Source organism: Pantoea sp. PvP021, from assembly GCF_054056055.1.
Genome location: NZ_JBSRXX010000008.1, coordinates 54,423 through 78,086, shown reverse-complemented (window position 1 = coordinate 78,086; position 23,664 = coordinate 54,423). Strand labels below are relative to the sequence as shown.

Genomic DNA, 23,664 nt, shown 5'->3' with positions numbered 1-23,664 from the left:
TCAGCGCCCGCGTGGGCAGACGTTCAGCAAAGACAAAAAAGCGGACAGAGAAGACTGTCCGCTTGTGAGTTACGCGGTGGCGCGTTCGTTCCAGGAATCGGAATGAATGATGTTGCCGTCTTTGTAGGTCCAGGTGATTTTTTCGTAACGCAGCTCGACTTGCTCGAGGTGGTTGTGCTTCTCGAAAGCTGGGTTTTTGATGTCGTGCATCACCGGATTCACTTTAACGACCTTCACGTTTTCCAGTTTGGTGTTGAAGTACTCCACTTCCTGGCCCGCGTCGTTGATTTTGTACCACCTGAATTCCGCAGACTTGAGGGTCTGACCGGTGGTCACAGCCTTGTACAGGTACGGGCTGGACGAGTCGATTTCCTTGGTGAACAGGAACGGGGTGTGGATACGGGTCCCGGTCAGCTTGCCAGTGTTGTTGTCGGTCGGGATGTACAGGTTATGCTCCTGCGCCACCACTTCGATGCTGCCATCACGATCCTGAACGTCCACGGACCCTTTAATGTCCGCGCCGCCGTCGTCTTTCAGCCAAAGATAAACAGGAATTGCCATGGAATTACTCTCCATTGTGTTGTGATGCGCCATCATCCTGCGATGACGCTGAGGGTTGGCCCGGTATCTGGCAGGCATTCGCCTGCGGTACCAGACTGATTTCGACACGGCGGTTGAGCGCACGGCCCTCCGTAGTGTCATTGGTTGCGACAGGACGGCTTGCGCCATAGCCCTGCACCGCAAAACAGCTTTCCGGTACATCACCGGTATCACGCATCCAGTCGCGTACCGCTTCGGCACGTTTCTGAGAGAGCGTCTGGTTCAGTTGTGCATTACCGGTGTTATCGGTATGCCCACTCACCACAATCAGCCAGCCTGGCTTCGCCTTGATACCGACCAGGGAGTTGACCAGCATTTTGGTGGAGCCAGCCTTCAGCACGGATTTGCCGGAATCGAACAGCGACATACTGTCGAGACGGACAATTTTCGGTACCGGCTTTGGCTTCGGTTTTGGCGGTGGCGGAGGAGGCACATAGGTATCAATGGCCTGTTGCACCGCCAGCCACAGGCGGTTGCCCGGATACAGCCCGAGCCCGTAGCGATGGGGTTCTCCCTGACGCTGCCAGCGCTCCAGCAACAGTGCATCCTGCTGCAGGGCATGCAGGGCCTGCGCTTTCGGGGCATAGTGGGTCATCGGGATAGCCTGCCAGCGCTGAAGGTCGGCGCTGACCTTACGGATAAGCGACTGGTTATGCCGCACGGACAGCGCAATGGCACCCAGGGCGCAGAACAGCATTACCATCACCACCCGACGCCCGGTTTTGCCACCCTGCAACGAAGTGGTATACGGGGCCAGCAGGGGGAGCACCGCATCGGCAAAATGCCAGCGTGGCTCACAGGCAGTGACACGGCCGGCAGGAGCAATGCGGGTCTGGCGGAACAATAACTGTGGCCACAGCGCACCTGTTGAGGTGGATACCGCCCCGAGACGCAGGGTGACAGCAAACGGTCGTATGGCCGGACACAGCCTGTCCGCTTTACCCAGTTCATCCAGCATCACGGCGTGAAGCAGCGATGTCGCCTGGGTCAGGTATGGCTGAATAAGAGCCGTCTGCGGGGAATGCTGCCATTCGCTGAGGGTGACAGCAGGTTCGTTTTCAGGACATACCAGGGTCGTATTTCCCCGTACCACTATCCAGGGCGTTTCCGGACCGCTGAATTGGGCACTCAGGACCACCGGCACGCTAAAGCCGGTCAGGTCCCGCAACTGCTTCATCTGCAGGCGCAATGCTTTCAAAGAGGCACGCAACAGCGCCTCATCTTCATGCTGGTCCGGCAAACAGCGGTACATTACGGTGAGCTGGCCTGCCATCGTCGGCGTACGGGCCAGCAGACGCTCTGCAAAAGGCGTGAGTCCGGTCAGTTCCGCTATCTGCAGATACCAGCCCTGCGCCGTGCCCCGGCACGGGCCTCCCGCAAACATGGCATCATCCAGATCACCGCAGACCAGCACCACCGGTCCGGTATGGCTTTCCGGTGGGAAGTGACCGGCGTCATCGGTCTGCTGTGCAGGTCGTTTTTGACGGTAACGGCGACGGGCAAGCATGCCCGCAACCAGCAAGGCCACCAGGGTCAGGAAGACTTTCCCGGCAACCAGCCAGGTCAGGAATCCCCATACCAGCCACAGCACGGCGGCCAGGCAGACCAGCACCGGAAACGCAGCCCGGGCAAGTGTTCGTCCATGCATCAGGGCTGCTCCGGCAGTTGCTGGCGCAGCAGATCCTGCAACCACAAATGACCGCCCAGCCACACCGCACCGGTCAGGATCACCGCCAGCACAATCCAGAACCAGACGGACCGCAGCAGGTTGTAACGACGGCGTCCGGTCTTCTGAACCACCAGTGATGCCCCGCTTTCCAGCGGTGGCACTCGCTCATTCAGGGCAGCGATCACTTCATCGCGCTGTGACTGTCCCACCCCGGAGAGGCTGTATTGCCCCTGAAACCCGAGCGCCAGCACCCGCTGGTAGCAGGTCAGCACCGCAGGCTCCGGCGCAGGCTGACGCAGCACCTCTGCAATACGATCGTACAAGGCCCCGCCTGCTCTCAGGGAGCCGAAGTAAACCGCCTGCAGTGGCGCAGAGCGCCAGGCGCGTTGCCCGGCGTCAAGCGTCATATTCAGCGCATCGGGTGCACTGTCGCCGGACACAACCGCTTGCGCATTTTCCGCTTGCTGAACCTCCGACTTACGGTTCATGACGGTTTCGTCCAGCAGGGCGCACTGGGCATAAGTGATGTGATCAATACTTTCAGCACCCAGCCCCTCGCGCTCCAGCGCCTCGCGTACGCTTTCCACCTGCGCTTTACAGGCCGCATACAGCGCAGGGCCATCCGTCACCAGCCCACCATGGCGCAGCTGCGCCACGGTAAGCCAGGTCTGTGCCATCAGGGCATCAATGTCGATAACCTTATTCATGAGCGCAGCACCGCAAACAGTTCAAGCTCCAGCTCGCCGAGCAGAGATGGAACGTAGAATACGCACACACCCTGATCCAGCATTTCGCGGGCTGCCGGGCTTTCCATATCCAGCACGAAGTACTGGTTTTCCAGACGCACCGGCAGTGCCGCCGGGACACGGCTAAGGGCAATGAGACCAATCCCCTCGACGGCCACACCAGACACTTCGCCGACATTTGCCGGCGCACCGGCAATACACATCTCAGCGAACCGTTCGGCAATCTGCCATGCCGGCTGACTGGCTCGTACGGAAAGGTAAAAATCCGCTTCATCGCGCAGACGAATATCATGCAGTACCGCTTTCCAGGTTTCCGGATCCAGACGATCCATCCGGACCGCTACCACACGTGACGGCAGGCTGGCTTCCAGCAGCTCACTGATAAGATCAAACAGCGGCGGGAAAGTCTTTTCCGGTGCCCGGTGGTCATACCCCGGAATGGCTTCCAGATCGTGCTCCAGCGAGAAGGTCAACATACTGCCGGCCAGACGGACTAGCTCTGCCCAGACCTGTTCAGGGTGCCGGTTCGGAAAACGCTCAAACTCGGAGAGAACCCGGGCATGGGAGTTCAGGGCATTCAGCAGCCAGAACAGCGAAACATCAGCGACCGCGAAATCGGCCATCCTGTCGTTGCTTTCACGACGCATGGACATCAGACGCTGACGGCGGGAGCGCAGCTGGCGATTCAGCAGTGCCAGGCGCTCACACAGATTACGGCTTGCCGAGAACAGCGCCATCGGCGGGATAAAGTCAGGGTCCTGACGCCAACCCCCCTGCCCGTCCTGTAACAGACGGGCAATGGCGCAGGTTTCCCAGGTGCCGTTGTCTTCATGTCCGAAACGGAATGCCAGATTAAACCGGGCCACCGCCATCGACTCTTCTTCCTGACCGAAGCGGTCGGCGATTGTCTCCCACGCTTCCCGATAGCGCAGCGGGCGCTCTGCAGGTAGCGTGTCTGTCTGCACATTCACGATCCCGGCCTGCATCACCGGTAACGCCACATACACTGTCACCGGGGCATTGCCGGCAGAAGCCGGTGCCTCGATTTCACGTGGCTCTGGAGGCAGGTCACTGAATCGGGTATCAACCAGTGTGTCATCCGGTAGCCAGAGACGAAGTGACTGCGCCTGCACGCGGCCGGAGGCCAGCATCGCGTCATCAAGCTCAACCCGACCAACACCCCAAGGGAAAGCATTTCCGCGGGCGGCAATACCGACCCGGGAAAATGCATCCCATTCAGACTGCTGCTGGAACTGCTGAGGGGCCAGAAGCGCCCCTTCATTCCATAACGGACGATGAATTTTCATCCCTGCTCTCCTTCGCCTCAGGATTTAGCTTTCGGCATCTGGGAGACCAGCGACAGGTTGACGTCCATCCCTTCCACCTGGAAGTGCGGCACGGCATAGAGCTTCACGCGGAAGAAACCCGGGTTGTCCTCGATATCCTCCACCGTCACTTTCGCGTCGCGCAGCGGGTGAGAAGCCTGCAGCTCGTCGCCCGGATCGGTCATTTCAGTCACCAGACTACGAACCCAGGTGTTCAGCTCAAGCTCCAGCAGACGACGGTCTTTGGTAGTCCCGATATTTTCCCGCTGTATAAGCTTCAGGTAGTGGGCAATACGCGACAGCAGGAAGATGTACGGCAGACGCGCATTGATGCGGCTGTTGGCTGTCGCATCTGCGGTGTCATACAGGGCTGGCTTCTGGGTCGAGTTCGCCGAGAAGAAGCACGCGTAGTCGCGGTTCTTGTAGTAGGAGAGCGGAATAAAGCCGAGATTGGCGAACTCAAATTCGCGGGTTTCCGGGATCATCACTTCAGAGGGAATTTTCACCTGATTGCCGGTGCCGAGGTCATACAGGTGGATAGGCAGATCCTGAACGGCACCACCGGCCTGCGGGCCACGGATTTGCACACACCAGCCGTTATTGATAAAGCTGCGCACCATGTTGGATGCAAAGGCGAAGGATGCGTTGGCCCAGAGGTATTTGTCGTGATCCGGGCCTTTCACTTCTTCAACATAGTTGAAGCTGCGCACGGGTACGGTATCCGGGCCATACGGCAGGCGGCCCAGCACACGCGGCATCACCAGACCGATATAGCGGGAATCATCCGTCTCACGAAACGATTTCCACTTGATGTACTCGGCACGGTCAAAGTAGTTACCGATATCTTTTATAGCCGCCACTTCCTCCATCGAATCCTTGAGGAAAAATTTGGGGCCGGCGGAGCCGATAAACGGCATATGCGCAGCAGCAGACACTTTAGAGATGTTGCGCAGAAGCGTTACATCCTGAGCGGAAGCATCAAACTCGTAGGCGGAAATCAGCGCGGCAATCGGCTCTCCACCCGGGGTGTCATACTCATCAATATAGGTATGTTTATACAGTCCGCTCTGGATAATTTCCGGGCAGTCTTCGAAGTCCTGTCGCAGGTCTTCTTTGGACATATCCAGCAGTTCAACCTTCACGTTCTGACGGAAATCGGTTTTATCGACCAGGGATTTCACGCCGCGCCACAGACTTTCTACCGCCTGGAAGTCCTCATGGTGCATGACAGCATCAAGCTGACGACTAATCTGGTAGTCCAGCTCAGCGATATGATGGTCAATCAGGTTTTTGTCGAGTTTTTCAACTTTTGAGCCCGCTTTTGTCAGGCACTCCAGGAACACCTGCATTCCGGCCGTTAAACGCTCATCCGCAGTCGCATCCGACATCGCCTGCGCATCCTGCCAGATATCCAGTGCACTGAGTTCGGAGACCGGGTTCAGATTGATTTTTTTAAACAGAGACGCATAAACCCCACCAGCGGCCGGACGTTCCAGCACCACACTCTCGCCACCCGCGGCATTCTCATTTTTTACAGACATCAACATCTTCCTTATTAATCCGTTAAAACATCCTGACCGTTATGGCTGTTTAGGGGCCAGAGCAGACAACTCAGATCTGAGTTCTGCGCTTAATGCCGGGTCGAGCAGAATTTTTTCAAGCTCTTTCCGGAAAGCCTGATTGTCCAGCAGGTTAGCTTTTAAATCGCGAAGCAGATTACGCATGGAAAGCATCGCCTTCAGCTGAGGGATCTGCCGGGAAACCTGCTCAGGGGTGAAATCCTTCATGCTCTGGAATGTCAGATTGATATTGTCTTCGCTACCGTCACCGGCAAGCGTGTTTTTAACGGTGAGATTTACTTTTGGGGAATATTCGGAAAGTACTGAGTCAAAGTTATTTTTGTTCAGATTAACTTTTTTGCGTTCAGAGAGTGGCGCGGACTCCTGACCATTACTGAAGTCGCCCGCCACCAGTAATTTCAGGGGGAGTTCGGTTTTCTTGCTCGCCCCGCCCGTATGCAAATCAAGTTTTAAATTGATACGTGCCTTGGGTATTTCGGACTGAAAGGAAGAGTTAGACATGGCTGTCCCTGTTCTATGGAGTGATAGAAACCGCCACAGCCAGTGTCAAATATTAAGAATGGCTTACCCTGCCATAAAACATTCCTGCTATTAAACATTCAATGAAAAGCAGGACCTGCGGTCAGAAGCGAGTACATTCCATTTACTGGCGATATGACGCGATGAAAGAGCGTAAATCCTGAATTTATTTTTCAGATAAACACCCATGGCGCGAGTTTAGAAATAGTGGGTCAGCTAAAGGAAATGATAATATGTAACCATATGTAACAAAGTAATCTTGCCAGAAAATATCTTATACTGATCTGATATATAAGATTTTTCTTAATATTTCGGCTGTGAGGCGCATGATAGCTGGGACTAAAAAATGTTTCAGTGAATAGTTCATTGCGGGATTGAGCAGAGAAATTACCCAATGCTAAAAAGTGCGGTTCATGCTTTTTTTACAGGATAGCGGCAGAAAGTGAAAACGAGAACCAGCCCAAACGGGTTAGTTTGCATGATAAGTTATGTTAATGATTTGTGGCACTGTTATACGCTGCTAATGTGCCTGTTGCCGCTAAGAAGTTCATCGACTTTCCCGACGACACGCTGAGGGCGTCATGCCATAAACCTGCCGGAAACGATGGCTGAAGTGGGCTGAAGAGTGGTAACCACACTGAAGGGCAATATCGGTCAGCGTCAGCTCGGGCCGCTCAAGCAATATCCTTGCACGATCCATACGACGGCGCATCACGAACTGGTGTGGTGCCTCGCCAGTGGTATGACGGAACATTCTGGCAAAGTGAAACTCACTCAATGCCGCTTCCTGCGCCAGCACAGACAGGGTTAAAGGCTGATCGAGATGGGTTTCAATAAATTCCAGAACCCGCCGTAATACCGCGGGAGCCAGTCCACCCCGCACCTGGGGCAGTTGCCACTTTACTTCACTGTAGTGCTGCAGCAGATGGGTCAGCAAGAGTGTTGATGCGCTGCTCAGCGTCAGCTGGCTGGCGGGCTGTTGCCAGTCGCTGCTCAGCAGAAAGTGTCGATAGAGCTGGGTAATGCGGTCATCAGCAGAAAAGACTTTCTCATGCAGGTTTAACTGCGCCGGACTGCGGTCCCAGACCCGTTCGGCCAGTTGCCGTAGCTGGTTCTCGCTGCAATAGAGATGAACAAAGGCGAGATCCGCACGCAGATCCCAGGTCGATTCCGTGCCTGCCGGCATCAGACAGAAGCGGTCCGGTGCGCCACCGTTACGCCAGCCATGCGGGGTTTTATGCCAGGTATCGTAGCCGCCCGCCACGTAAAGGCTCAGCGTGTGATGGTCGCTGAGGTTTGTCACGCGATCGCCACTATTAAACCAGGCTGCCAGCTGAATGCCGCTGTGAAGCTGCACCTGATCGCGCAGTTGTGCTTTGTGTCGTTGCAGCATGTCAAAGGTCTGGAAGCGACTCATCGGGGTATCAGTTCAGATAAACAGAGTGCCAGTTTACGGATTGCGCGGGACAGAAAACAGAGCACATCGGGACAGAGAGTAAAAATGCGCAAGATTTTGCAAACCCTGCGCAATCCGCTGCAAGACCAGGGAGCGTTGCGGGTGCAGACTCGGCGTTTTGCGGTGGAGAATCTGGTAATGAACCTGTTTTTGTATCTCTCAGTCGTGCTGATCTGGGGCACGACCTGGATTGCGATTTATGCGCAACAGTCTGCAGGCATCAGCGCCGTAACTGTCGCTGTCTTCTGGCGTTTTTTGCTGGCCTCGCTGGTCATGTTATTGCTGCTTAAGCTGATAAAGCGTCTGCACAGGCTGACGCTGCAGGATCACCTCTTCTGTGTGCTGCAGGGCTGTTGCGTTTTTGGCTTTAACTTTGTCTGCTTTTATTACGCCTCTGGCTATATCAGCAGCGGACTGGAGTCGGTCATTTTCTCTATGGCTGTGATGTATAACGCCATTAACAGCTGGATATTTTTCCGTCAGCGCCCTTCCGCACGTCTGATTCCGGCGATAGTGCTCGGCATGGCGGGTATTGTTGCGTTGTTCTGGCACGATCTGCGCAGCACTCAGGCCTCGGCCGGCTTGATGTGGGGCATTGGGTTAAGTGCGCTGGGCACCCTGGGATTTTCATTCGGCAATATGATCAGTCAGCGGCATCAGCGTCTGCAACGTGACGTGCTGACAACCAACAGTTACGGCATGTTATACGGTGCGCTGATCATGGCACTGGTCTCGCTGCTGCAGGGTGTTTCGCTGCAGCCGACATGGAATACACAGTGGTTTGGGGCATTGATCTATCTGGCTATCGTGGGATCGGTGATGGGATTCGGGGCCTATTTTACGCTGGTGGGACGTATCGGAGCCAGTCGGGCTGCCTATACAACGGTGCTGTTTCCGCTGGTGGCGCTGGCACTCTCTACCCGTTATGAAGGATATGAGTGGCATGCCAGCGCCATCCCTGGCCTTGTCATGATTTTACTGGGCAATGTCGTGATGTTTGCCCGTTGGCCGGCAAGTCGCCGCCGGATAATCATCTGACGCGGAGGCGGGCTGAAGCCCGCGTCCGGATGGGCGTTATGCCCACTGCTGCTGAAGGAGTTTCTGTGGTTTATTGATCGCTTTACGCGCAATCCAGTAGAGCAGAACACGCTCATCGTCACTATCACGATCGGCCATCGACAGCAGTTTTAATGCCAGCGTCGATTTGGTCACAGGCTGTTGTTCTGTACTGAGTTCAATCACCGCCTGACCGATGATGCAGCAAACTTCATCCTCACTGGTGCTGGATTCATATGTCCGGTCTTTCATATTTCCTCCTGATAAGTGAACTCTTAGCCTGGCAAATAATCTGTAAACCTGCTCACAGAATCATCTTAATGAAACATTATCTTACGGCTAATTACGCTTAATCATTAAGCTGCCGTTTTGCTTACTTTTGACGCGACGTTGCCAACCCCCTCCGATGCCGTTCATACCGCCTGAATGGCATTTCATTCCCCGATCCGTTCCGTTCATGCCTTTACTGCTCACGCGCGCGAATCACTGCTTTATTCTGACCGCAGTTTCCAGATTCCCGGACGGGAGAGATAAATTATGAACCAGACTCAACAGGCTTCTTACCAGCGTGCTCGCTGGCTTACATTGTTCGGAACGGTAATCACTCAGTTCGCACTGGGGTCAGTCTACACATGGAGTTTGTTCAACGGCCAGCTGTCACAGAAGCTGGATGCGACGGTCAGTCAGGTTGCTTTTTCGTTTGGTCTGCTGAGTCTGGGGCTGGCTATTGCCTCCTCGCTGGCCGGTAAATTACAGGAACGTTTTGGCGTACGCCGCGTCACTATCGGGGCGGGTGTGCTGATGGCGCTGGGTTTCTGGCTTACTGCGCATGCTAATAACCTGATGATGCTCTATTTCAGCGCCGGGCTGCTGGTGGGTCTGGCGGATGGCGCAGGTTACCTGATGACGCTCTCAAACTGCGTGAAGTGGTTTCCGGAGCGCAAAGGGATGATCTCTGCCTGTGCGATTGGCGCTTACGGTCTTGGCAGTCTGGGATTCAAATTTATCTGCGGGGCGTTGCTGGCAACGGTGGGTCTGGAGCAGACCTTTATGATCTGGGGCGTGCTCGCGATGTCGATGATTATCCTCGGTGCACTGCTGATGCGTGATGCCCCCCTTCAGGATACCGGGAGCAGCACGAATGGTCAGCAACATGCGCGGGATTACACGCTGGCACAGTCGGTGCGTCTGCCTCAGTACTGGATGCTGGCACTGATGTTCCTGACAGCCTGCATGAGCGGTCTCTATGTGATAGGCGTTGCCAAAGATATCGGCGAAGGGCTGGTGCATCTGACTACGCAGACTGCTGCCAGTGCGGTAACGGTGATTGCGATTGCCAACCTGAGTGGCCGTCTGGTGCTGGGCATACTGTCTGACAAAATGATGCGCATCCGGGTTATTTCACTGGCGCAAATCGTGTCGCTGATCGGGATGAGCGTGCTGCTGTTTACCCGAATGAATGAGATCACCTTCTTCCTGTCACTCGCCTGTGTAGCCTTCAGCTTTGGCGGTACCATCACGGTATTCCCGTCGCTAGTCAGTGACTTTTTCGGCCTCAACAACCTGACAAAAAACTATGGTCTGCTCTATCTCGGATTTGGTATCGGAAGCGTGCTGGGCTCACTGGTCGCCTCGCTGTTTGGCGGGTTCACCGTCACCTTCAGCCTGATTATGACGCTGCTGGTCATCTCCCTGTTCCTGTCACTCACCATCCGCTTACCACAGAGTTCTGTTACAGCAACACCTGTATTGCAACGTCATTAACCATCACGACGGGCCGCGCCAGAGCGGCCCGTTCACGTTTAGCCGCGGAATCGCGGCTCTGCCATGCCCGCCACCGAGACGTCCACCGCAAAGATATCGCCTGACTGCGGATAGCGTGCCAGCTCCTCTTCGGTGCGATCTTCCCGTGAACTGGTAATAAACAGCGTTTTAAGATCGGCGCCACCAAAGGCCACCATGGTTGGCCACTTCACCGGCAGCAGGATCTCATCGACGATTTCGCTGCTCTGGGGATCGATGCGTACTACGCGACCGCCATCAAACTGTGCGGACCAGTAAAATCCTTCGCTATCCACTGCGGCACCATCCGGCAATCCACCTTTAGCGTCGAAACGGCGGAACAGGGTGCGTTCGCCCGGTTCGCCCTGCGCATTTAATGGATAGCGATAGAGCGCTTCATTCGGCGTGTCACTGTGATACATCCAGCGCCGGTCGGGAGAGAAGGCCAGCCCGTTGGAAATTTTAATGTCACGCGCTTTGACCTCCAGCTTCAGGTCAGGCGTCACGCGGCACAGCAGCCCGCCATTTTTGTCCTGCGGTTCCCACAGGCTGCCGCACCAGAAATTCCCCCAGGGATCAACGCGGCCATCATTAAATCGGCTTTGCGCAGCCTCACCGGGATTTTCTGCGATCTTTTTCTCTGGCTTGCCCTGCGCATCCAGCAGCCAGACACCGCCACGCAATGCAGCTATCAGGCCGCCCTGCTCACGCAGACCGATGCATCCCACCTCTTCCGCCTGCGGGAAGGTTTGCAGTTCACCGCTGACCGGATCAAAACGGTGAATGGCGGGTGCCAGAATATCGACACAGTACAGCACCTGTTCTTCCACTGACCAGAGCGGGCATTCGCCCAGTTCAGCCTGTAAAGCCAGAATATTTTTAACGTCATGCGCCATGTTTCTCTCCCATTGAACTGACATGCTAATAATGTAGTTGTAAAAACTTTCAAATGAGAATTATTTTCGCTTGATTTTGAGACTATTCTCTTTGATAGTATTTACTATTCAGTTCATTCTTATTTCTTTATTATTCTCCGCTGCAAAACGCAGCACTCTGAAATATTCCGTCATACCTTCTTAAATAACTCTACAAAGCCTGCATCTTCACTCCACTTTTCCAGCGTAGTGTCATAGTCATTGGAAAAGAGGAGAAGCTTCCGATGAAGAGATTAATTAAAGTCGCTTCGGTGGTTGCGCTGATGACCTTATTAAGTGGTTGTATCATCAGCCCCAGACACGACAATGGCTGGCACCGCGGGGGTGGCGGCGGATATCATGGAGGCTACTATGGAGGTTATCACGGTGGGTATCATGGCGGTCACCATCGCCGCTAACGGGCAAAGATGTCACACAGCATAAAATAAAAGCATTAAACTTTAAGGGCGGGATAATTATCCCGCCCGTTTTATTTAGCTTTTTACAGCATAATTACACTGGAACCACGCTTTCTGCAGTCCCGGAATATGACTCTCCTGCACAGGTAACGCCTCGACTTTATCAAAGCCTTTATTGCTGCAGTAATTCGCCAGATCAATATTCATTGCATCACGATTGACCTTTACCGGGTCAAAACGGTACTGCACGGTATTTGAGCCTGGATCTTCATCTACACGTTCAAATGCCCCGGGTTTGCTGGCAGTACATCCACTCAGCAAAATCAGCGCCAGTGCGCCGGTTATTAGTTTTTTCATTAAGTTATCCTCACGTTGCCGCGCAGTTTATGACGCAGCATGCCGCGCATCCATAGGATTAATGCGCGAAAGTTCAAAACTTGAGAAGCTTTTACCGATTAATGTAATACGATTAAACGGCTATCACTATCATTCACGGCGTGACAAGATGCATTCAGACAAAACGAAGACTGCACCACACCAGGAAATGCCAAAAATAAAAATCTGTTCCTCTCTTCCCTGCCCGCGCTTAGCGGGCTTTTTTTCGCCCGCTATTCCGCTATTCCGCTGCCGCTTACTGGCCAGTAAGTGCAATCATTCTACGTAACAGGTTAGCGGCGCGCTTGTCAGGTAATGCCAGAATCGCGCTGTAGAGATCAATCGACATGGCACACAGCGATGAGCGATCAACCGCCGTGTCGGCAGGCATATTCAGCTGCTGCAGCTTATCCCCCCACTGCTGATAGAGCCGGGCGACAATTTTTTGCAGATCATCCTGCGCCAGCGCCTTATCCAGTGGCTGATCGGGCAATGGACTGTTCAGCAGCAGCTGCTCCATGGCGTCCGCCTCTTTGCGATTCAGCGACGGCGGCAGCGTGGTCAGCAGATTGATGCCACCACTCACCTGCGGATAGAGATAACGGAAGCAGAGGCCCGGATCGATTTGGTTCAGCGCCCGCATCTCTTCAACCGAGACGCTGATATAGTTGACGACCGCCGCATCAGTTCCGCGCATCAGACGCTGATTAATCACCTCAATCAGCCAGCCACGTAGCTCGCCCGTCGCCTTCTCAGCTGGTTCCCCCGCCCGGATGCGCCGGGTCAGCTCCTGGGTCAGCAACAGCCATAACGCCGGTTCCTGAGTCTGCAGCACCCGATAACCGGGCATCTTTGCCAGTTGATTTACCGCCTGCTCACGCTGACTGGCCTGCAACTGATGCGGCGCAACCCAGCTGAACCAGAGCAGATTCGCCAGTATCAGGGGCAGCAGAAAGATGATCAGCCCCTGCCACAAACGCAGCCGGGTGGTTTTGATCAGCACAATAACAATCAGCGCCAGCAGCGCAAACGCGGCCAGCGTAATAAAAAGCAGAGCATTCATGCGGCGGGATTAATCCTTACGCACATCGATCAGCACAGGACAGTGAGCACGCTCAATAACCGATGCGCTGACCGAGCCTTTTAACAGCCGATTCAAAGAGGAGAGATGGCGACGTCCCATGATAATCATGCTGGCCTTAAGCTGTTGCGACTGGGCAACGATAGTATCTGCCGCGTCACCCGCCAGAATCATGCCCCGCGCATTAATGCCCGCGCGCAGTAACGGAGCCAGTGCATGGCGCACCACCATTTCTGCCGTATTCTGCTCATCCTGCGCAGCCACAAAATCGGCCGGATCTTCACCCGCATCGATTTCCATTGGCTGATTACAGGAGGAGTAAGCGGGATCGACGCAGCACAGCACGACCACCTCGGCGCGATGCGCCAGCGCTTCTTCAATGGTTAAGGCGACCACTTTTTCCGCTACCGGAGAGTGATCAATGGCCATCAGCAGGGTTTTCATCGAATGCTTATCCTTCTATCGCGGCGACTTTGCCGATTTCACGCACCAGTGCCTCTTTACACTTCAGCATCTCGTCACGAAAACGGGCTTCGTGTCGCAGAAAACGTGCAGAAGGCACCAGCAAAGAGACAGAAAAGCGACCAAACAGCGTATCCAGCGCAAACGCCATGGTAGAGATACCTTCCAGCGTTTCACCGCGATCCACGGCGATACCGGTTTCGCGCACTTCCCTGATAAGTTGCAGCAACTGAGGCAGCGTTTTCACCGTCATATCGGTTAACTCCTGCCAGGCGTCGCCAACGATCGTCCGTACATCTTTTTCACACTCCAGCGCCAGCAACGCCCGTCCACCGGAGGTGCTGTAGAGCGGCAGATTGAGTCCCATATGCGGAACCACCCGAAGCTCACGCGACGCCACCACGTGGTGAATAATCGCCAGCTGACTGCCGCTGGCGCGCGCCAGCGAGACGGTTTCATTGGTGTCGGAAGAGAGTTTTTCCAGCAGCGGACTGACCAGATCAACCACATCGGTATGTACGCTGGAGATCAGTTTTAACAGCGCTGGCCCCAGACGCAGTCCGCCCGCCCCGCTGCTGCGCACCAGCTCTGCACTGTCGAGCGCGGCAACAATACGCTGCACCGTTGAGCGCGGCAGTTCGACCGCCTGAGCGATCTCACCGAGGCTCATGCCGCCGGGCTGTTCGCCAAGCGCATTAAGAATTTTTGCCGCACGGGCGATGACCTGTATACCGCCCGTTTTTTCATCCTCGCGGCTGGAGGGTTGATGTGCCATAGCGTCGTCCTGTTTGAGCTGCCTTACTGTAGCGCGAATGCCGCACTTTTTACAGCCTGTACCACATTGCAATACAGTATACCGGGATGTAATATTACGATCTGTATCACATCGCAGTACACTGCATCATAATAACGAGATCGCCTGCAATGAACGCTATGCCTGCCGCCGCGCCGGCCCCTCATCCTTTTACACTGCAACTGGCACTGGGATTAGTCGGCGTGCTCATCGCCGCCCTGACCTCCGGGCTGAACGATCGCGTCAGTGATATCGCGCTGGCCGATATCCGTGCCGCGATCGGCATCAGTTACGATCAGGGTAGCTGGATTATCTCTGGCTATCAGGCGGCAGAAGTGGCCGCCATGATGATTGCGCCCTGGTTTGCCGTCACCCTGTCGCTGCGGCGTTTTACGTTAGGCGTGTCGGCGGGATTTATGCTGACTGGCATTCTGCTGCCGCTGGTGCGGGATCCGACGCTATTTATCAGCCTGCGCGTATTGCAGGGCCTGTTTGGCGGCGCCTTACCGCCAATGCTGATGACGGTCGCCCTGCGCTTTCTGCCGCCGCCCTTTAAACTTTTTGGCCTGGCGGGCTATGCCCTGACTGCGACGTTTGGCCCCAATATGGCGGCCTCGCTGGCCTCGTTGTGGACCGATCACGTCAGCTGGATGATGGTGTTCTGGCAGGTCGTGCCGTTGATGCTGATCGCTATGCTGCTGACAGGATGGGGATTGCCCCAGGATCCGCTGCGACCGGAACGCTTTCAGCAGATCGATCTGTTCGGCATGGTGACCGGCTGCAGTGGTGTTGCGCTGCTGATTCTGGTGCTGACCCAGGGTGAACGCCTCGACTGGCTGAACTCGCCACTGATTACCGGTATGTTGCTCACCGCGCTGCCGCTGCTGCTGGTTTTCCTGATTAATGAGTGGTTTCACCCGCTGCCGCTGTTTAAATTGCAGATGCTCCGACGGCCAAATCTGGCGCATGGCTTGCTGGGCCTGGCCTGCGTGCTCATCCTTGGGCTTTCTGGCTCCGCGCTGCCTTCGGCCTATTTTGCTCAGGTCAGCGGCTTTCGCACCCTTGAGTTTGCCCCGCTGGCGCTGGCGGTGGGCCTGCCGCAGCTGCTGATCGCACCGCTGATTGCGGCCCTGCTGAATATCCGCTGGATCGACTGCCGCTGGATGCTGACGGCGGGCGTTGGCTTGCTGGTGACCTCCTGTCTGCTGGGCACACAGATCACCAGTGACTGGGCGAGACAGAATTTCTGGCTGCTGCAGATCCTGCAGGCGTTCGGACAACCGATGATCATTTTGCCGATACTGATGAGCGCCACCAGCGTTGTGGCCCCGCCAGAAGGCCCGTTTGCCTCGGCGATGTTTAATACGGTGCGCGGCTTTTCCAGCATCGCTGCCTCTACGCTGGTTGAGGTTTTCCTTTCGCATCGTGAGCAGTTTCACTCCAGTGTGCTGATTAATCAGGCGGCCAGTCGCAGCTGGCTGATGACAGCGCCGACGGCCAGTCAGGCCAGCAGCAGCTTGCCGCTGTTGCCGGATGGCAGCATCAGCGCCGCCGATAATCTCAGCGGATTCGCTTCCCTGGTCAGGCATCAGGCCACGATCCTTGGTCTGAGCGACAGCTGGCTGATGCTGACCGGCTTTGCCGCCTGCCTGTTATTGCTTACCGCCATCCTGCCAAAACGGGTGTGGCCGCCTCAAACTTTGATTCAAAACCCTTCCCGGAATAACTGAATATGCGTGCTTTCGAAATGAAAAGAACCCTGCTGCTGAGTCTGTTGCTGCTGGTGTTACTGGCCATCGCTTTTGTGGTCTGGTCACTGATGACCGGCAACGATCACCGCACCAACGACGCTTACGTCAATGCGGACTACACCCTTGTGGCACCGAAAGTCTCGGGCTACATCAGCCATGTGCAGGTGCAGGATAATCAGCAGGTCAAAGCGGGTCAGCTGCTGGCGACGCTGGACGATCGTGACTATCGTGTGGCGCTGGAGAGTGCGGAGGCTGACCTGCAGGTGAGCCAGGCGAAACTGCTGAGCAGCCAGGCACAGCTGGAGCAGCAGCAGTCGGTGATTGATCAGCAGAAAGCCAGCGTCGCGGCCAGCGAAGCCTCTGCGCAGTATGCCGGTCAGAGCGCCGATCGTTATAACCGCCTCTATAAAAGCGGTACCGTGGCAGCCGACGATCAGCAGAAAGCCAGCTCAAACCAGCGCTCGGCGCTGGCAGCCGTGCATCAGAGTCAGGCCGCGCTGGCGTCAGCAGTAAAACAGGTGGGAGTGCTACAGGCGGCGGTGCGTTCAGCAGAAGCAGACGTTGCAGCGGCGAAGGCCAGCGTCGATCAGGCCAGGCTGAATCTCTCCTACACGCGCATTACTGCGCCCGTTGACGGCATGGTAGGTCAGCGCTCGGTGCGGACCGGCGCGTACGTATCAGCCGGCACCCGTCTGCTGGCGGTGGTGCCACTGCAGCAAACCTACATTACCGCTAACTATCTTGAGACGCAGTTAAGCGATGTGCGTCCCGGCCAGCGGGTGCGGATTCGGGTGGACGCCCTGCCGGGCGAGACCTTTACCGGTCATGTGGACAGCATCGCACCGGCCACTGGCGCAACTTTTTCGGCGATCTCTCCCGATAACGCCACCGGCAACTACACTAAAGTCGTTCAACGTCTGCCGGTGAAAATTGTGCTGGATGGCGACCAACAGCATCTGGCTCAGTTACGTGTAGGCATGTCGGCGATCCCTGAAATCGAAGTGCCGTAAAATTGTGAGCATTATCTCAGAACGGACCTATTTCATTTGGGGAGGATTCCGCGTAAATTAGCGCTCGATCCTGTTCTGAGTTATTCAGATCAACCCGGAAAAGAGCAGACCATGACTGTAAATGGCGATCTCTTTTCCACATCTGTTCGCGTTGCACTGGTTTGGGATCGCCATCATCGTAACCGCTCAGAGGAGTTGCTTTGTGAAATATGCCTTGATGGGAATATCTTTTTTCGCGTTACTTTGGTTCGGAACCTTTGTTCTGCTGCTGAAGTAATGGCGTGACAGTGCCGCCACGGGGCGACCCCTGAGTCGCCCCTGCTGGCTGTCAGCGTTCTTCTTCCATTTTTATGCTGCCTGGCAATATGCCATCGGCACGAAACATCGCTTTAATTCCCCGTACCGCCTGACGAATACGATCGCTGTTCTCTATCAGCGCAAAACGCACGTGCGTGTCACCATAGTCGCCAAACCCGATACCGGGCGAGACACAGACTTTCGCCTCCTGCAGCAGTTTCTTGGCAAACTCCAGCGACCCCAGATGTGCGTAATGGTCCGGTATTTTTGCCCAGACGTACATTGAGGCTTTCGGGTTATCCACCATCCAGCCCGCTTCATGCAATCCTTTGACCAGCACATCACGGCGGCGTTTGTACTGCTCTGCGATGTCGCGCACGCACTGTTGATCCCCTTCCAGCGCCGCAATCGCCGCCACCTGCAGTGGCGTAAAGGTGCCGTAGTCATGATAACTTTTGATTCGCGCCAGCGCGGCGACCAGCTCTTTGTTGCCCACCATGAAACCGATGCGCCAGCCTGCCATGTTGTAGCTTTTTGACAGGGTAAAGAATTCGACGGCGACATCACGCGCGCCCGGCACCTGCATAATCGATGGCGCTTTCCAGCCATCGTAGACGATGTCGGCATAGGCCAGATCGTGGATCACCAGCACGTTGTACTGCTTCGCCAGCGCAATCACCCGTTCGAAAAAGTCGAGCTCCACACACTGTGCGGTGGGGTTGGACGGGAAGCCAAGGATCATCATTTTTGGCTTGGGATAGCTCTCGCGAATGGCGCGTTCCAGCTCATTGAAGAAGTCGACACCCGCCACCAGCGGCACCGAGCGTACCTGCGCCCCGGCAATCACCGCACCGTAGATATGGATCGGATAGCTGGGATTGGGCACCAGCACGGTATCACCGTGATCCAGCGTCGCCAGCATCAGGTGCGCCAGCCCCTCTTTGGAACCGATGGTGACAATCGCCTCTGATTCAGGATCGATCTCAACCTGATAGCGATCGGCGTACCAGCGCGAGATCGCCCGGCGCAGGCGCGGAATACCGCGAGAAGTGGAATAACCGTGGGTATCGTCACGCTGCGCCACCTGGCATAACTTTTCGACGATGTGCGGCGGAGTCGGGCCATCCGGGTTGCCCATTGAAAAGTCGATGATATCTTCGCCGCGCCGACGCGCAGCCATCTTCAGTTCAGCGGTGATGTTGAAAACGTAAGGGGGTAAGCGTTCGATACGCGAGAAACGACGGGGTGTGCTGTTATCAGCCATGATGTCCTCTGGATTACGTAAGCGCCCGGACCGTCCGAGCGACGCGGGTCACTGTGGTGACCCGTTACGAACATAACGTGGCGAGGATCATTTTGTCGAGGGTGGCGGAAAATATTTTTATTTTTGCGGATTCAGCCGCCCCAGCAGCCAATCGTTCACCCAGCAGCCGTTCAGCAGATAATTATCCCGTAGCGTGCCCTCCAGCTGAAAGCCGTTTTTCTCCAGAATACGGCGTGACGCCCAGTTCCCTTCAATCACCATCGCTTTGAGTTTGTGGAAATCGGCTTCAAGCAAAAACTTGCACAGCGCAGCCAGGGCTTCGCTGCCATATCCCTGCCCACAGTGGCAATGCAGCAGCATATAGCCCACCTCCGCCTGACGGTATGGCTCCCATTCGGGGCTGCAGCCAAACAGGCCAATCGGCTCACCATTGTCACGACGTCGCGCAACCAGGCAGAGCATATGAAAACTGCTCGCCTGCCAGGGGGCCAGACGCTCGGTGAAGCGCTGGCGGATATCCGCTTCATCGGGGATTTCGCTCACCCAGGTCATGGTGTCGCGATCTTCATGGACGGCACGAAACAGTTGCCAGTCTTCTGGCTGTAATTTACTCAGGGTTAATCTGGCGGTGACTAGTTGCATCTGCTGCTCCCGATGGGCGCGGTTTTCCAGCGGTCACTGGCGCACCTCATCGCGCAACATAGCAAAACACCACCTTAGCGACCAGCCTCTGCAGGGCGAAAAACTGTTCCCCTTTAATGCACTCAACCTTTCCTCTTTTTGCCCATATGCCGTAAAAATTGATCTGAAGCACTAACTCCCACCGTGATTGATCGGGACGCTAGCGGTTCGCGATCACATTTTTTATCATAGAGGCACTTTCCATTGCCGACGAGTCGCCTGTGTCCTCCCACTTCACGATGTTACTGGCAGTATTTGACCGCGCCGCCCTGATGCTGATCTGCCTGTTCTTCCTGACACGCACCCGCCCGTTTCGTCAGCTGCTGCAAAAAGATGAACACACCCGTGCGGAGAAAGTGGCGGTTACTGCCATCTTTTCCCTGTTTGCGCTGTTCAGTACCTGGTCGGGTGTCGATGTCGATGGTTCACTGCTGAATGTGCGGGTCATCGCCGTGATGGCGGGTGGCATTCTGTTTGGTCCCTGGGTCGGGATCGCCACCGGGGTTATTGCCGGTCTGCACCGTTTTCTGATCGATATTCACGGCGTAACCTCCGTGCCCTGCCTGATTACCAGCATCATTGCCGGTATCGTCGCGGGCGGTATTAATCGCCGGGTACTGAAAGAGCACCGCTGGCGTGCCGGTATCGTCGGCGGCATGCTCTGTGAAGCCCTGACGATGTTGTTGATTGTTGTGTGGGCGCGCCCCACCTCACTCGGGCTGGCGATTGTGTCGGAAATTGCCCTGCCGATGATCCTCGGTGCCTCCAGTATCGGTATCATTGTGCTGCTGGTGCAGAGCGTTGAGGGTGAGAAAGAGGCGATTGCTGCCCGCCAGGCCAAGCTGGCGCTGGAGATCGCCAATAAAACCCTGCCGCTGTTTCGTCAGGTGAACAGCGACTCGCTGCGCAACATCTGTGACATTATCCGACGGGAGATCAAAGCCGATGCGGTGGCGATGACCGATAAAAAACAGATTCTGGCCTACGTCGGCTATGGCGAACACAATTATAAACATGGGGATGATGGCATCAGCCCCACCACGGCGCAGTCGATCGCCAGCGGTAAAATTATCATTAAGAACAACGATGAAGCGCATCGCACCAAAGATATTCACTCCATGATCGTGATCCCGCTGTGGGAGAAAGGCAAAGTCACCGGCACGCTGAAAATCTACTATCGCCGCGCACACCGTATTACCGGCTCGCTGAAGGAGATGGCGATCGGCCTGTCACAAATCATCTCAACCCAACTTGAAGTGTCGCGTGCCGAGCAGCTGCGCGAGATGGCTAATAAAGCGGAACTGCGCGCGCTGCAAAGTAAAATAAATCCTCATTTCCTGTTCAACGCCCTGAATGCTATCTCCTCTTCTATCCGGCTCAATCCCGATACCGCCCGCCAGCTGGTGATCAACCTGTCACGCTATCTGCGCTACAACCTGGAACTGAACGACGATGAGCTAATCGACATCCGTAAAGAGCTGTGGCAGGTGAAAGATTACATCGCCATCGAGCAGGCCCGGTTTGGCGATAAGCTGACGATGATCTATGACGTCGATGAGGATCTCCATTTTCTGCTGCCGAGTCTGCTGATCCAGCCTCTGGTGGAGAATGCCATTGTCCATGGCATCCAGCCCTGTAAAGGCAAAGGCGTGGTGACGCTGAGCGTCCGGGATCTGGGCGATCAGGTGCGGATCTCGGTGCGGGACACCGGCCAGGGCATCAGTGACGAAGTGATAGCACGGGTGGCGCGCAACGAGATGCCCGGTAATAAAATCGGCCTGCTCAATGTGCATCATCGGGTAAAACTTTTGTCGGGTCAGGGATTGAATATCGTGCGGCATCAGCCGGGCACCGAGATTTCCTTTACGCTGAGTAAGAATGGCCAGCGCCTGGCGGAGAATCTGTTATGAAAGCCATTATTGTGGAAGATGAATTCCTGGCGCAGCAGGAGCTGAGCTGGATGATTCAGCATCACAGCAAAATCGAGATCGAAGCCTGTTTTGACGATGGTCTGGACGTGCTGAAGTACCTGCAACAGCATCGGGTTGATGTGATTTTCCTCGATATCAACATCCCCTCACTGGATGGCATGCTGCTGGCACAGAATATCCATCAGTTTGCCCACAAGCCACTGATTGTCTTTATTACCGCGTGGAAAGAGCATGCGGTAGAAGCGTTTGAGCTGGAGGCGTTTGACTACATTCTCAAGCCCTACCAGGAGTCGCGGATTGTTACCATGCTGAACAAGCTCGAAGCCACAGCGCAGGCGCAGCAGGCGGTCAGCCATCTCAGCGCCACGCCCGCGCCGCAGACAGTCAACCTGATCAAAGATGAGCGCATTATCGTCACTGACGTGAATGATATTTACTACGTTGAGGCGCATGAGAAGCTGACGTTTGTTTATACCCGGCGCGAATCCTACGTGATGTCGATGAATATTACCGAGTTCTGTTCACGCCTGCCGGAACAGCAATTTTTCCGCTGCCACCGCTCTTACTGCGTCAGCCTCAGCAAGATTCGTGAAATCGAGCCGTGGTTTAACAATACCTATCTGCTGAAGCTGCGCGATCTGGAGTTTCAGGTGCCGGTCAGCCGCAGTAAGGTGAAGCAGTTTCGACAGCTGATGCGCCTGTAGCGCAGGAGGGTTAAAGGTCTGTTCAGAAAGGGGGATGGCGAAGCAGGAGAGCAGCAAAAAGTCCGGGGGGTTTTCCCGATCCTGCCCCGCTGAAGCAGGCCGATCGGGAAAATCGCTCGCGCGCAGAATGGCAGTGCGCGCGAGGTAAAGCAGAATCAGATTTCGCGACCCAGCGTCTGGCGCAGATGCGCGCCCGCGCCCAGCAGGCCAGGCTGGTCGTGCGTAATCATATAAACCGGGATGCTGGCAACATAGTCGCGGAAGCGGCCTTTATCTTCAAACGCCGCACGGAAACCCGACGACTTAAAGAACTCCAGGAAGCGTGGCACGATGCCACCGGCAATATAGACACCACCAAAGGTGCCAAGATTCAGCGCCAGGTTGCCGCCGAAACGGCCCATGATGACGCAGAACATTGACAGCGCGCGACGGCAGTCGGTGCAGCTGTCATCCAGCGCACGCTGGCTGACATCTTTCGGCTTCAGGTTTTCCGGCACGCGATTATCCACTTTAACAATCGCACGATAGAGGTTAACCAGACCGGCACCTGACAGCACACGTTCCGCTGAAACATGGCCCAGCTCTTCGCGCAGCACTTCCAGGATCTGATCTTCTTCTTCGCTGTTGGCAGCGAAGTCGACATGACCGCCCTCACCTGGCAGGCTGACCCAGCGCTTGTCCACATGCACCAGATGGCTGACGCCTAATCCGGTGCCGGCACCATAAATCGCGATAGGTTTATCTTTGACTGGCTCTGTACCGCCAAACTGAATCACGTTTTCGGCGGTCAGCATCGGGATCGCCATAGATACCGCAGTGAAGTCGTTAATGATTTCCAGGTGTTCAAAACCGATGTTCTCTTTGAGCTTGCGCGTGGAAAACGCCCAGTCATGGTTGGTCATTTCAACCCAGTCATCGGTAATCGGGCAGGCAATGGCAATACAGCCATCTTTAACGTCCTGCTGTTGTTCATCAAGATAGTGGCGGATGACGGCTTCGAGGCTGTCGTATTCTGATGTTGAGAATGTTTTGGCCTGGGTGATGCTGCCGCTTTCCACCTCACACAGGGCGAGGCGTGCGTTAGTACCGCCGACATCGCCGACCAAGGCATAGGTTGTCATTCTTCTGTTGCTCCGCTTGGGGTCTTAAGAGTTGGAGGACACTATAAAATTCTGCCCATAAAACAACAACGCTCACCGGTGCGATTGGTGAGCGTCTTACTCAGGTGTGCTACAGCCTAACCGCGATA

General features: G+C 55.5%; 23 protein-coding genes. 7 read left to right on the top strand and 16 right to left on the bottom strand.

Translation table 11 applies throughout. The features are described from left to right. Positions 1-69 precede the first annotated feature (69 nt). The 7 genes from hcp to ACVKSX_RS18475 all read right to left on the bottom strand — a co-directional run bounded on the left by hcp (position 70) and on the right by ACVKSX_RS18475 (position 7,856). On the bottom strand, positions 70-561 hold the full coding sequence (gene hcp, locus ACVKSX_RS18505) for a type VI secretion system effector Hcp (protein ID WP_022624183.1): 492 nt from the start codon (positions 559-561) through the stop codon (positions 70-72). 4 nt (positions 562-565) lie between these two features. After that, complete coding sequence (locus ACVKSX_RS18500) at positions 566-2,248, bottom strand: OmpA family protein (RefSeq protein ID WP_354438097.1); 1,683 nt, start codon at positions 2,246-2,248, stop codon at positions 566-568. Then, on the bottom strand, positions 2,248-2,976 hold the full coding sequence (gene tssL / locus ACVKSX_RS18495) for a type VI secretion system protein TssL, short form (protein ID WP_111534430.1): 729 nt from the start codon (positions 2,974-2,976) through the stop codon (positions 2,248-2,250). Before tssL ends, ACVKSX_RS18500 begins: the two co-directional genes overlap by 1 nt. Then, positions 2,973-4,322: a type VI secretion system baseplate subunit TssK gene (gene tssK, locus ACVKSX_RS18490; protein ID WP_033769746.1), complete on the bottom strand. Its 1,350-nt coding sequence runs from the start codon at positions 4,320-4,322 to the stop codon at positions 2,973-2,975. The genes tssL and tssK overlap by 4 nt, the downstream gene beginning before the upstream one ends. A 17-nt stretch (positions 4,323-4,339) precedes the next feature. After that, positions 4,340-5,887: a type VI secretion system contractile sheath large subunit gene (gene tssC, locus ACVKSX_RS18485; RefSeq protein WP_010671385.1), complete on the bottom strand. Its 1,548-nt coding sequence runs from the start codon at positions 5,885-5,887 to the stop codon at positions 4,340-4,342. Between the two features lie 33 nt (positions 5,888-5,920). Next, a complete protein-coding gene (tssB, locus tag ACVKSX_RS18480; protein WP_010671384.1) occupies positions 5,921-6,421 on the bottom strand; it encodes a type VI secretion system contractile sheath small subunit in 501 nt (166 codons plus the stop codon). Positions 6,422-6,986: 565 nt separating this feature from the next. Then, on the bottom strand, positions 6,987-7,856 hold the full coding sequence (locus ACVKSX_RS18475) for a helix-turn-helix domain-containing protein (protein WP_187506598.1): 870 nt from the start codon (positions 7,854-7,856) through the stop codon (positions 6,987-6,989). A gap of 177 nt (positions 7,857-8,033) precedes the next feature. Between ACVKSX_RS18475 and ACVKSX_RS18470 the strand changes: the two genes are divergently transcribed. Further along, positions 8,034-8,933, top strand: a complete 900-nt coding sequence (locus ACVKSX_RS18470; protein WP_050679758.1) for a DMT family transporter — start codon at positions 8,034-8,036, stop codon at positions 8,931-8,933. A gap of 36 nt (positions 8,934-8,969) precedes the next feature. On the opposite strand, the gene ACVKSX_RS18465 is transcribed toward ACVKSX_RS18470, so the two are convergent. Then, a complete protein-coding gene (locus ACVKSX_RS18465) occupies positions 8,970-9,203 on the bottom strand; it encodes a hypothetical protein (protein ID WP_010257893.1) in 234 nt (77 codons plus the stop codon). Between the two features lie 285 nt (positions 9,204-9,488). On the opposite strand from ACVKSX_RS18465, the gene ACVKSX_RS18460 reads away from it, so the two are divergent. Further along, positions 9,489-10,715, top strand: a complete 1,227-nt coding sequence (locus ACVKSX_RS18460) for an L-lactate MFS transporter (protein WP_022624176.1) — start codon at positions 9,489-9,491, stop codon at positions 10,713-10,715. Between the two features lie 38 nt (positions 10,716-10,753). On the opposite strand, the gene ACVKSX_RS18455 is transcribed toward ACVKSX_RS18460, so the two are convergent. The 5 genes from ACVKSX_RS18455 to ACVKSX_RS18435 all read right to left on the bottom strand — a co-directional run bounded on the left by ACVKSX_RS18455 (position 10,754) and on the right by ACVKSX_RS18435 (position 14,759). Further along, on the bottom strand, positions 10,754-11,629 hold the full coding sequence (locus tag ACVKSX_RS18455) for an SMP-30/gluconolactonase/LRE family protein (protein ID WP_022624175.1): 876 nt from the start codon (positions 11,627-11,629) through the stop codon (positions 10,754-10,756). A gap of 512 nt (positions 11,630-12,141) precedes the next feature. Further along, the gene (locus ACVKSX_RS18450; protein ID WP_010671379.1) at positions 12,142-12,423 is read right to left on the bottom strand and encodes a putative periplasmic lipoprotein; all 282 of its coding nucleotides are present in this window, start codon (positions 12,421-12,423) and stop codon (positions 12,142-12,144) included. Between the two features lie 274 nt (positions 12,424-12,697). Beyond that, positions 12,698-13,504 (bottom strand): hypothetical protein, encoded by an 807-nt coding sequence (locus ACVKSX_RS18445; protein WP_010257881.1) that lies wholly within the window; start codon positions 13,502-13,504, stop codon positions 12,698-12,700. A gap of 9 nt (positions 13,505-13,513) precedes the next feature. Next, entirely contained in the window at positions 13,514-13,966 is a 453-nt protein-coding gene (locus ACVKSX_RS18440; protein WP_010257878.1) for a universal stress protein, read from the bottom strand. Positions 13,967-13,973: 7 nt separating this feature from the next. Next, complete coding sequence (locus tag ACVKSX_RS18435; RefSeq protein WP_010257875.1) at positions 13,974-14,759, bottom strand: IclR family transcriptional regulator; 786 nt, start codon at positions 14,757-14,759, stop codon at positions 13,974-13,976. Positions 14,760-14,908: 149 nt separating this feature from the next. On the opposite strand from ACVKSX_RS18435, the gene ACVKSX_RS18430 reads away from it, so the two are divergent. The 3 genes from ACVKSX_RS18430 (at position 14,909) to ypdK (ending at position 17,815) form a co-directional block, all read left to right on the top strand. After that, positions 14,909-16,507, top strand: a complete 1,599-nt coding sequence (locus ACVKSX_RS18430) for an MFS transporter (protein ID WP_045139782.1) — start codon at positions 14,909-14,911, stop codon at positions 16,505-16,507. A gap of 2 nt (positions 16,508-16,509) precedes the next feature. Next, positions 16,510-17,538, top strand: a complete 1,029-nt coding sequence (locus ACVKSX_RS18425; protein ID WP_010257869.1) for an HlyD family secretion protein — start codon at positions 16,510-16,512, stop codon at positions 17,536-17,538. Positions 17,539-17,740: 202 nt separating this feature from the next. Then, positions 17,741-17,815, top strand: a complete 75-nt coding sequence (gene ypdK / locus ACVKSX_RS18420; RefSeq protein ID WP_099257831.1) for a membrane protein YpdK — start codon at positions 17,741-17,743, stop codon at positions 17,813-17,815. Positions 17,816-17,866: 51 nt separating this feature from the next. On the opposite strand, the gene alaC is transcribed toward ypdK, so the two are convergent. Both alaC and ACVKSX_RS18410 read right to left on the bottom strand, forming a co-directional pair. Then, complete coding sequence (gene alaC, locus ACVKSX_RS18415; protein WP_033744233.1) at positions 17,867-19,099, bottom strand: alanine transaminase; 1,233 nt, start codon at positions 19,097-19,099, stop codon at positions 17,867-17,869. Between the two features lie 117 nt (positions 19,100-19,216). Then, positions 19,217-19,741: a GNAT family N-acetyltransferase gene (locus ACVKSX_RS18410; RefSeq protein ID WP_354438094.1), complete on the bottom strand. Its 525-nt coding sequence runs from the start codon at positions 19,739-19,741 to the stop codon at positions 19,217-19,219. Between the two features lie 278 nt (positions 19,742-20,019). Here ACVKSX_RS18410 and ACVKSX_RS18405 point away from each other — a divergent pair, with 278 nt between their 5' ends. Both ACVKSX_RS18405 and ACVKSX_RS18400 read left to right on the top strand, forming a co-directional pair. After that, complete coding sequence (locus ACVKSX_RS18405) at positions 20,020-21,690, top strand: sensor histidine kinase (RefSeq protein ID WP_010257859.1); 1,671 nt, start codon at positions 20,020-20,022, stop codon at positions 21,688-21,690. Further along, entirely contained in the window at positions 21,687-22,415 is a 729-nt protein-coding gene (locus tag ACVKSX_RS18400; RefSeq protein ID WP_003848909.1) for a LytR/AlgR family response regulator transcription factor, read from the top strand. The genes ACVKSX_RS18405 and ACVKSX_RS18400 overlap by 4 nt, the downstream gene beginning before the upstream one ends. A 155-nt stretch (positions 22,416-22,570) precedes the next feature. On the opposite strand, the gene glk is transcribed toward ACVKSX_RS18400, so the two are convergent. After that, the gene (gene glk, locus ACVKSX_RS18395) at positions 22,571-23,536 is read right to left on the bottom strand and encodes a glucokinase (RefSeq protein WP_010257856.1); all 966 of its coding nucleotides are present in this window, start codon (positions 23,534-23,536) and stop codon (positions 22,571-22,573) included. Between the last annotated feature and the right edge of the window lie 128 nt (positions 23,537-23,664).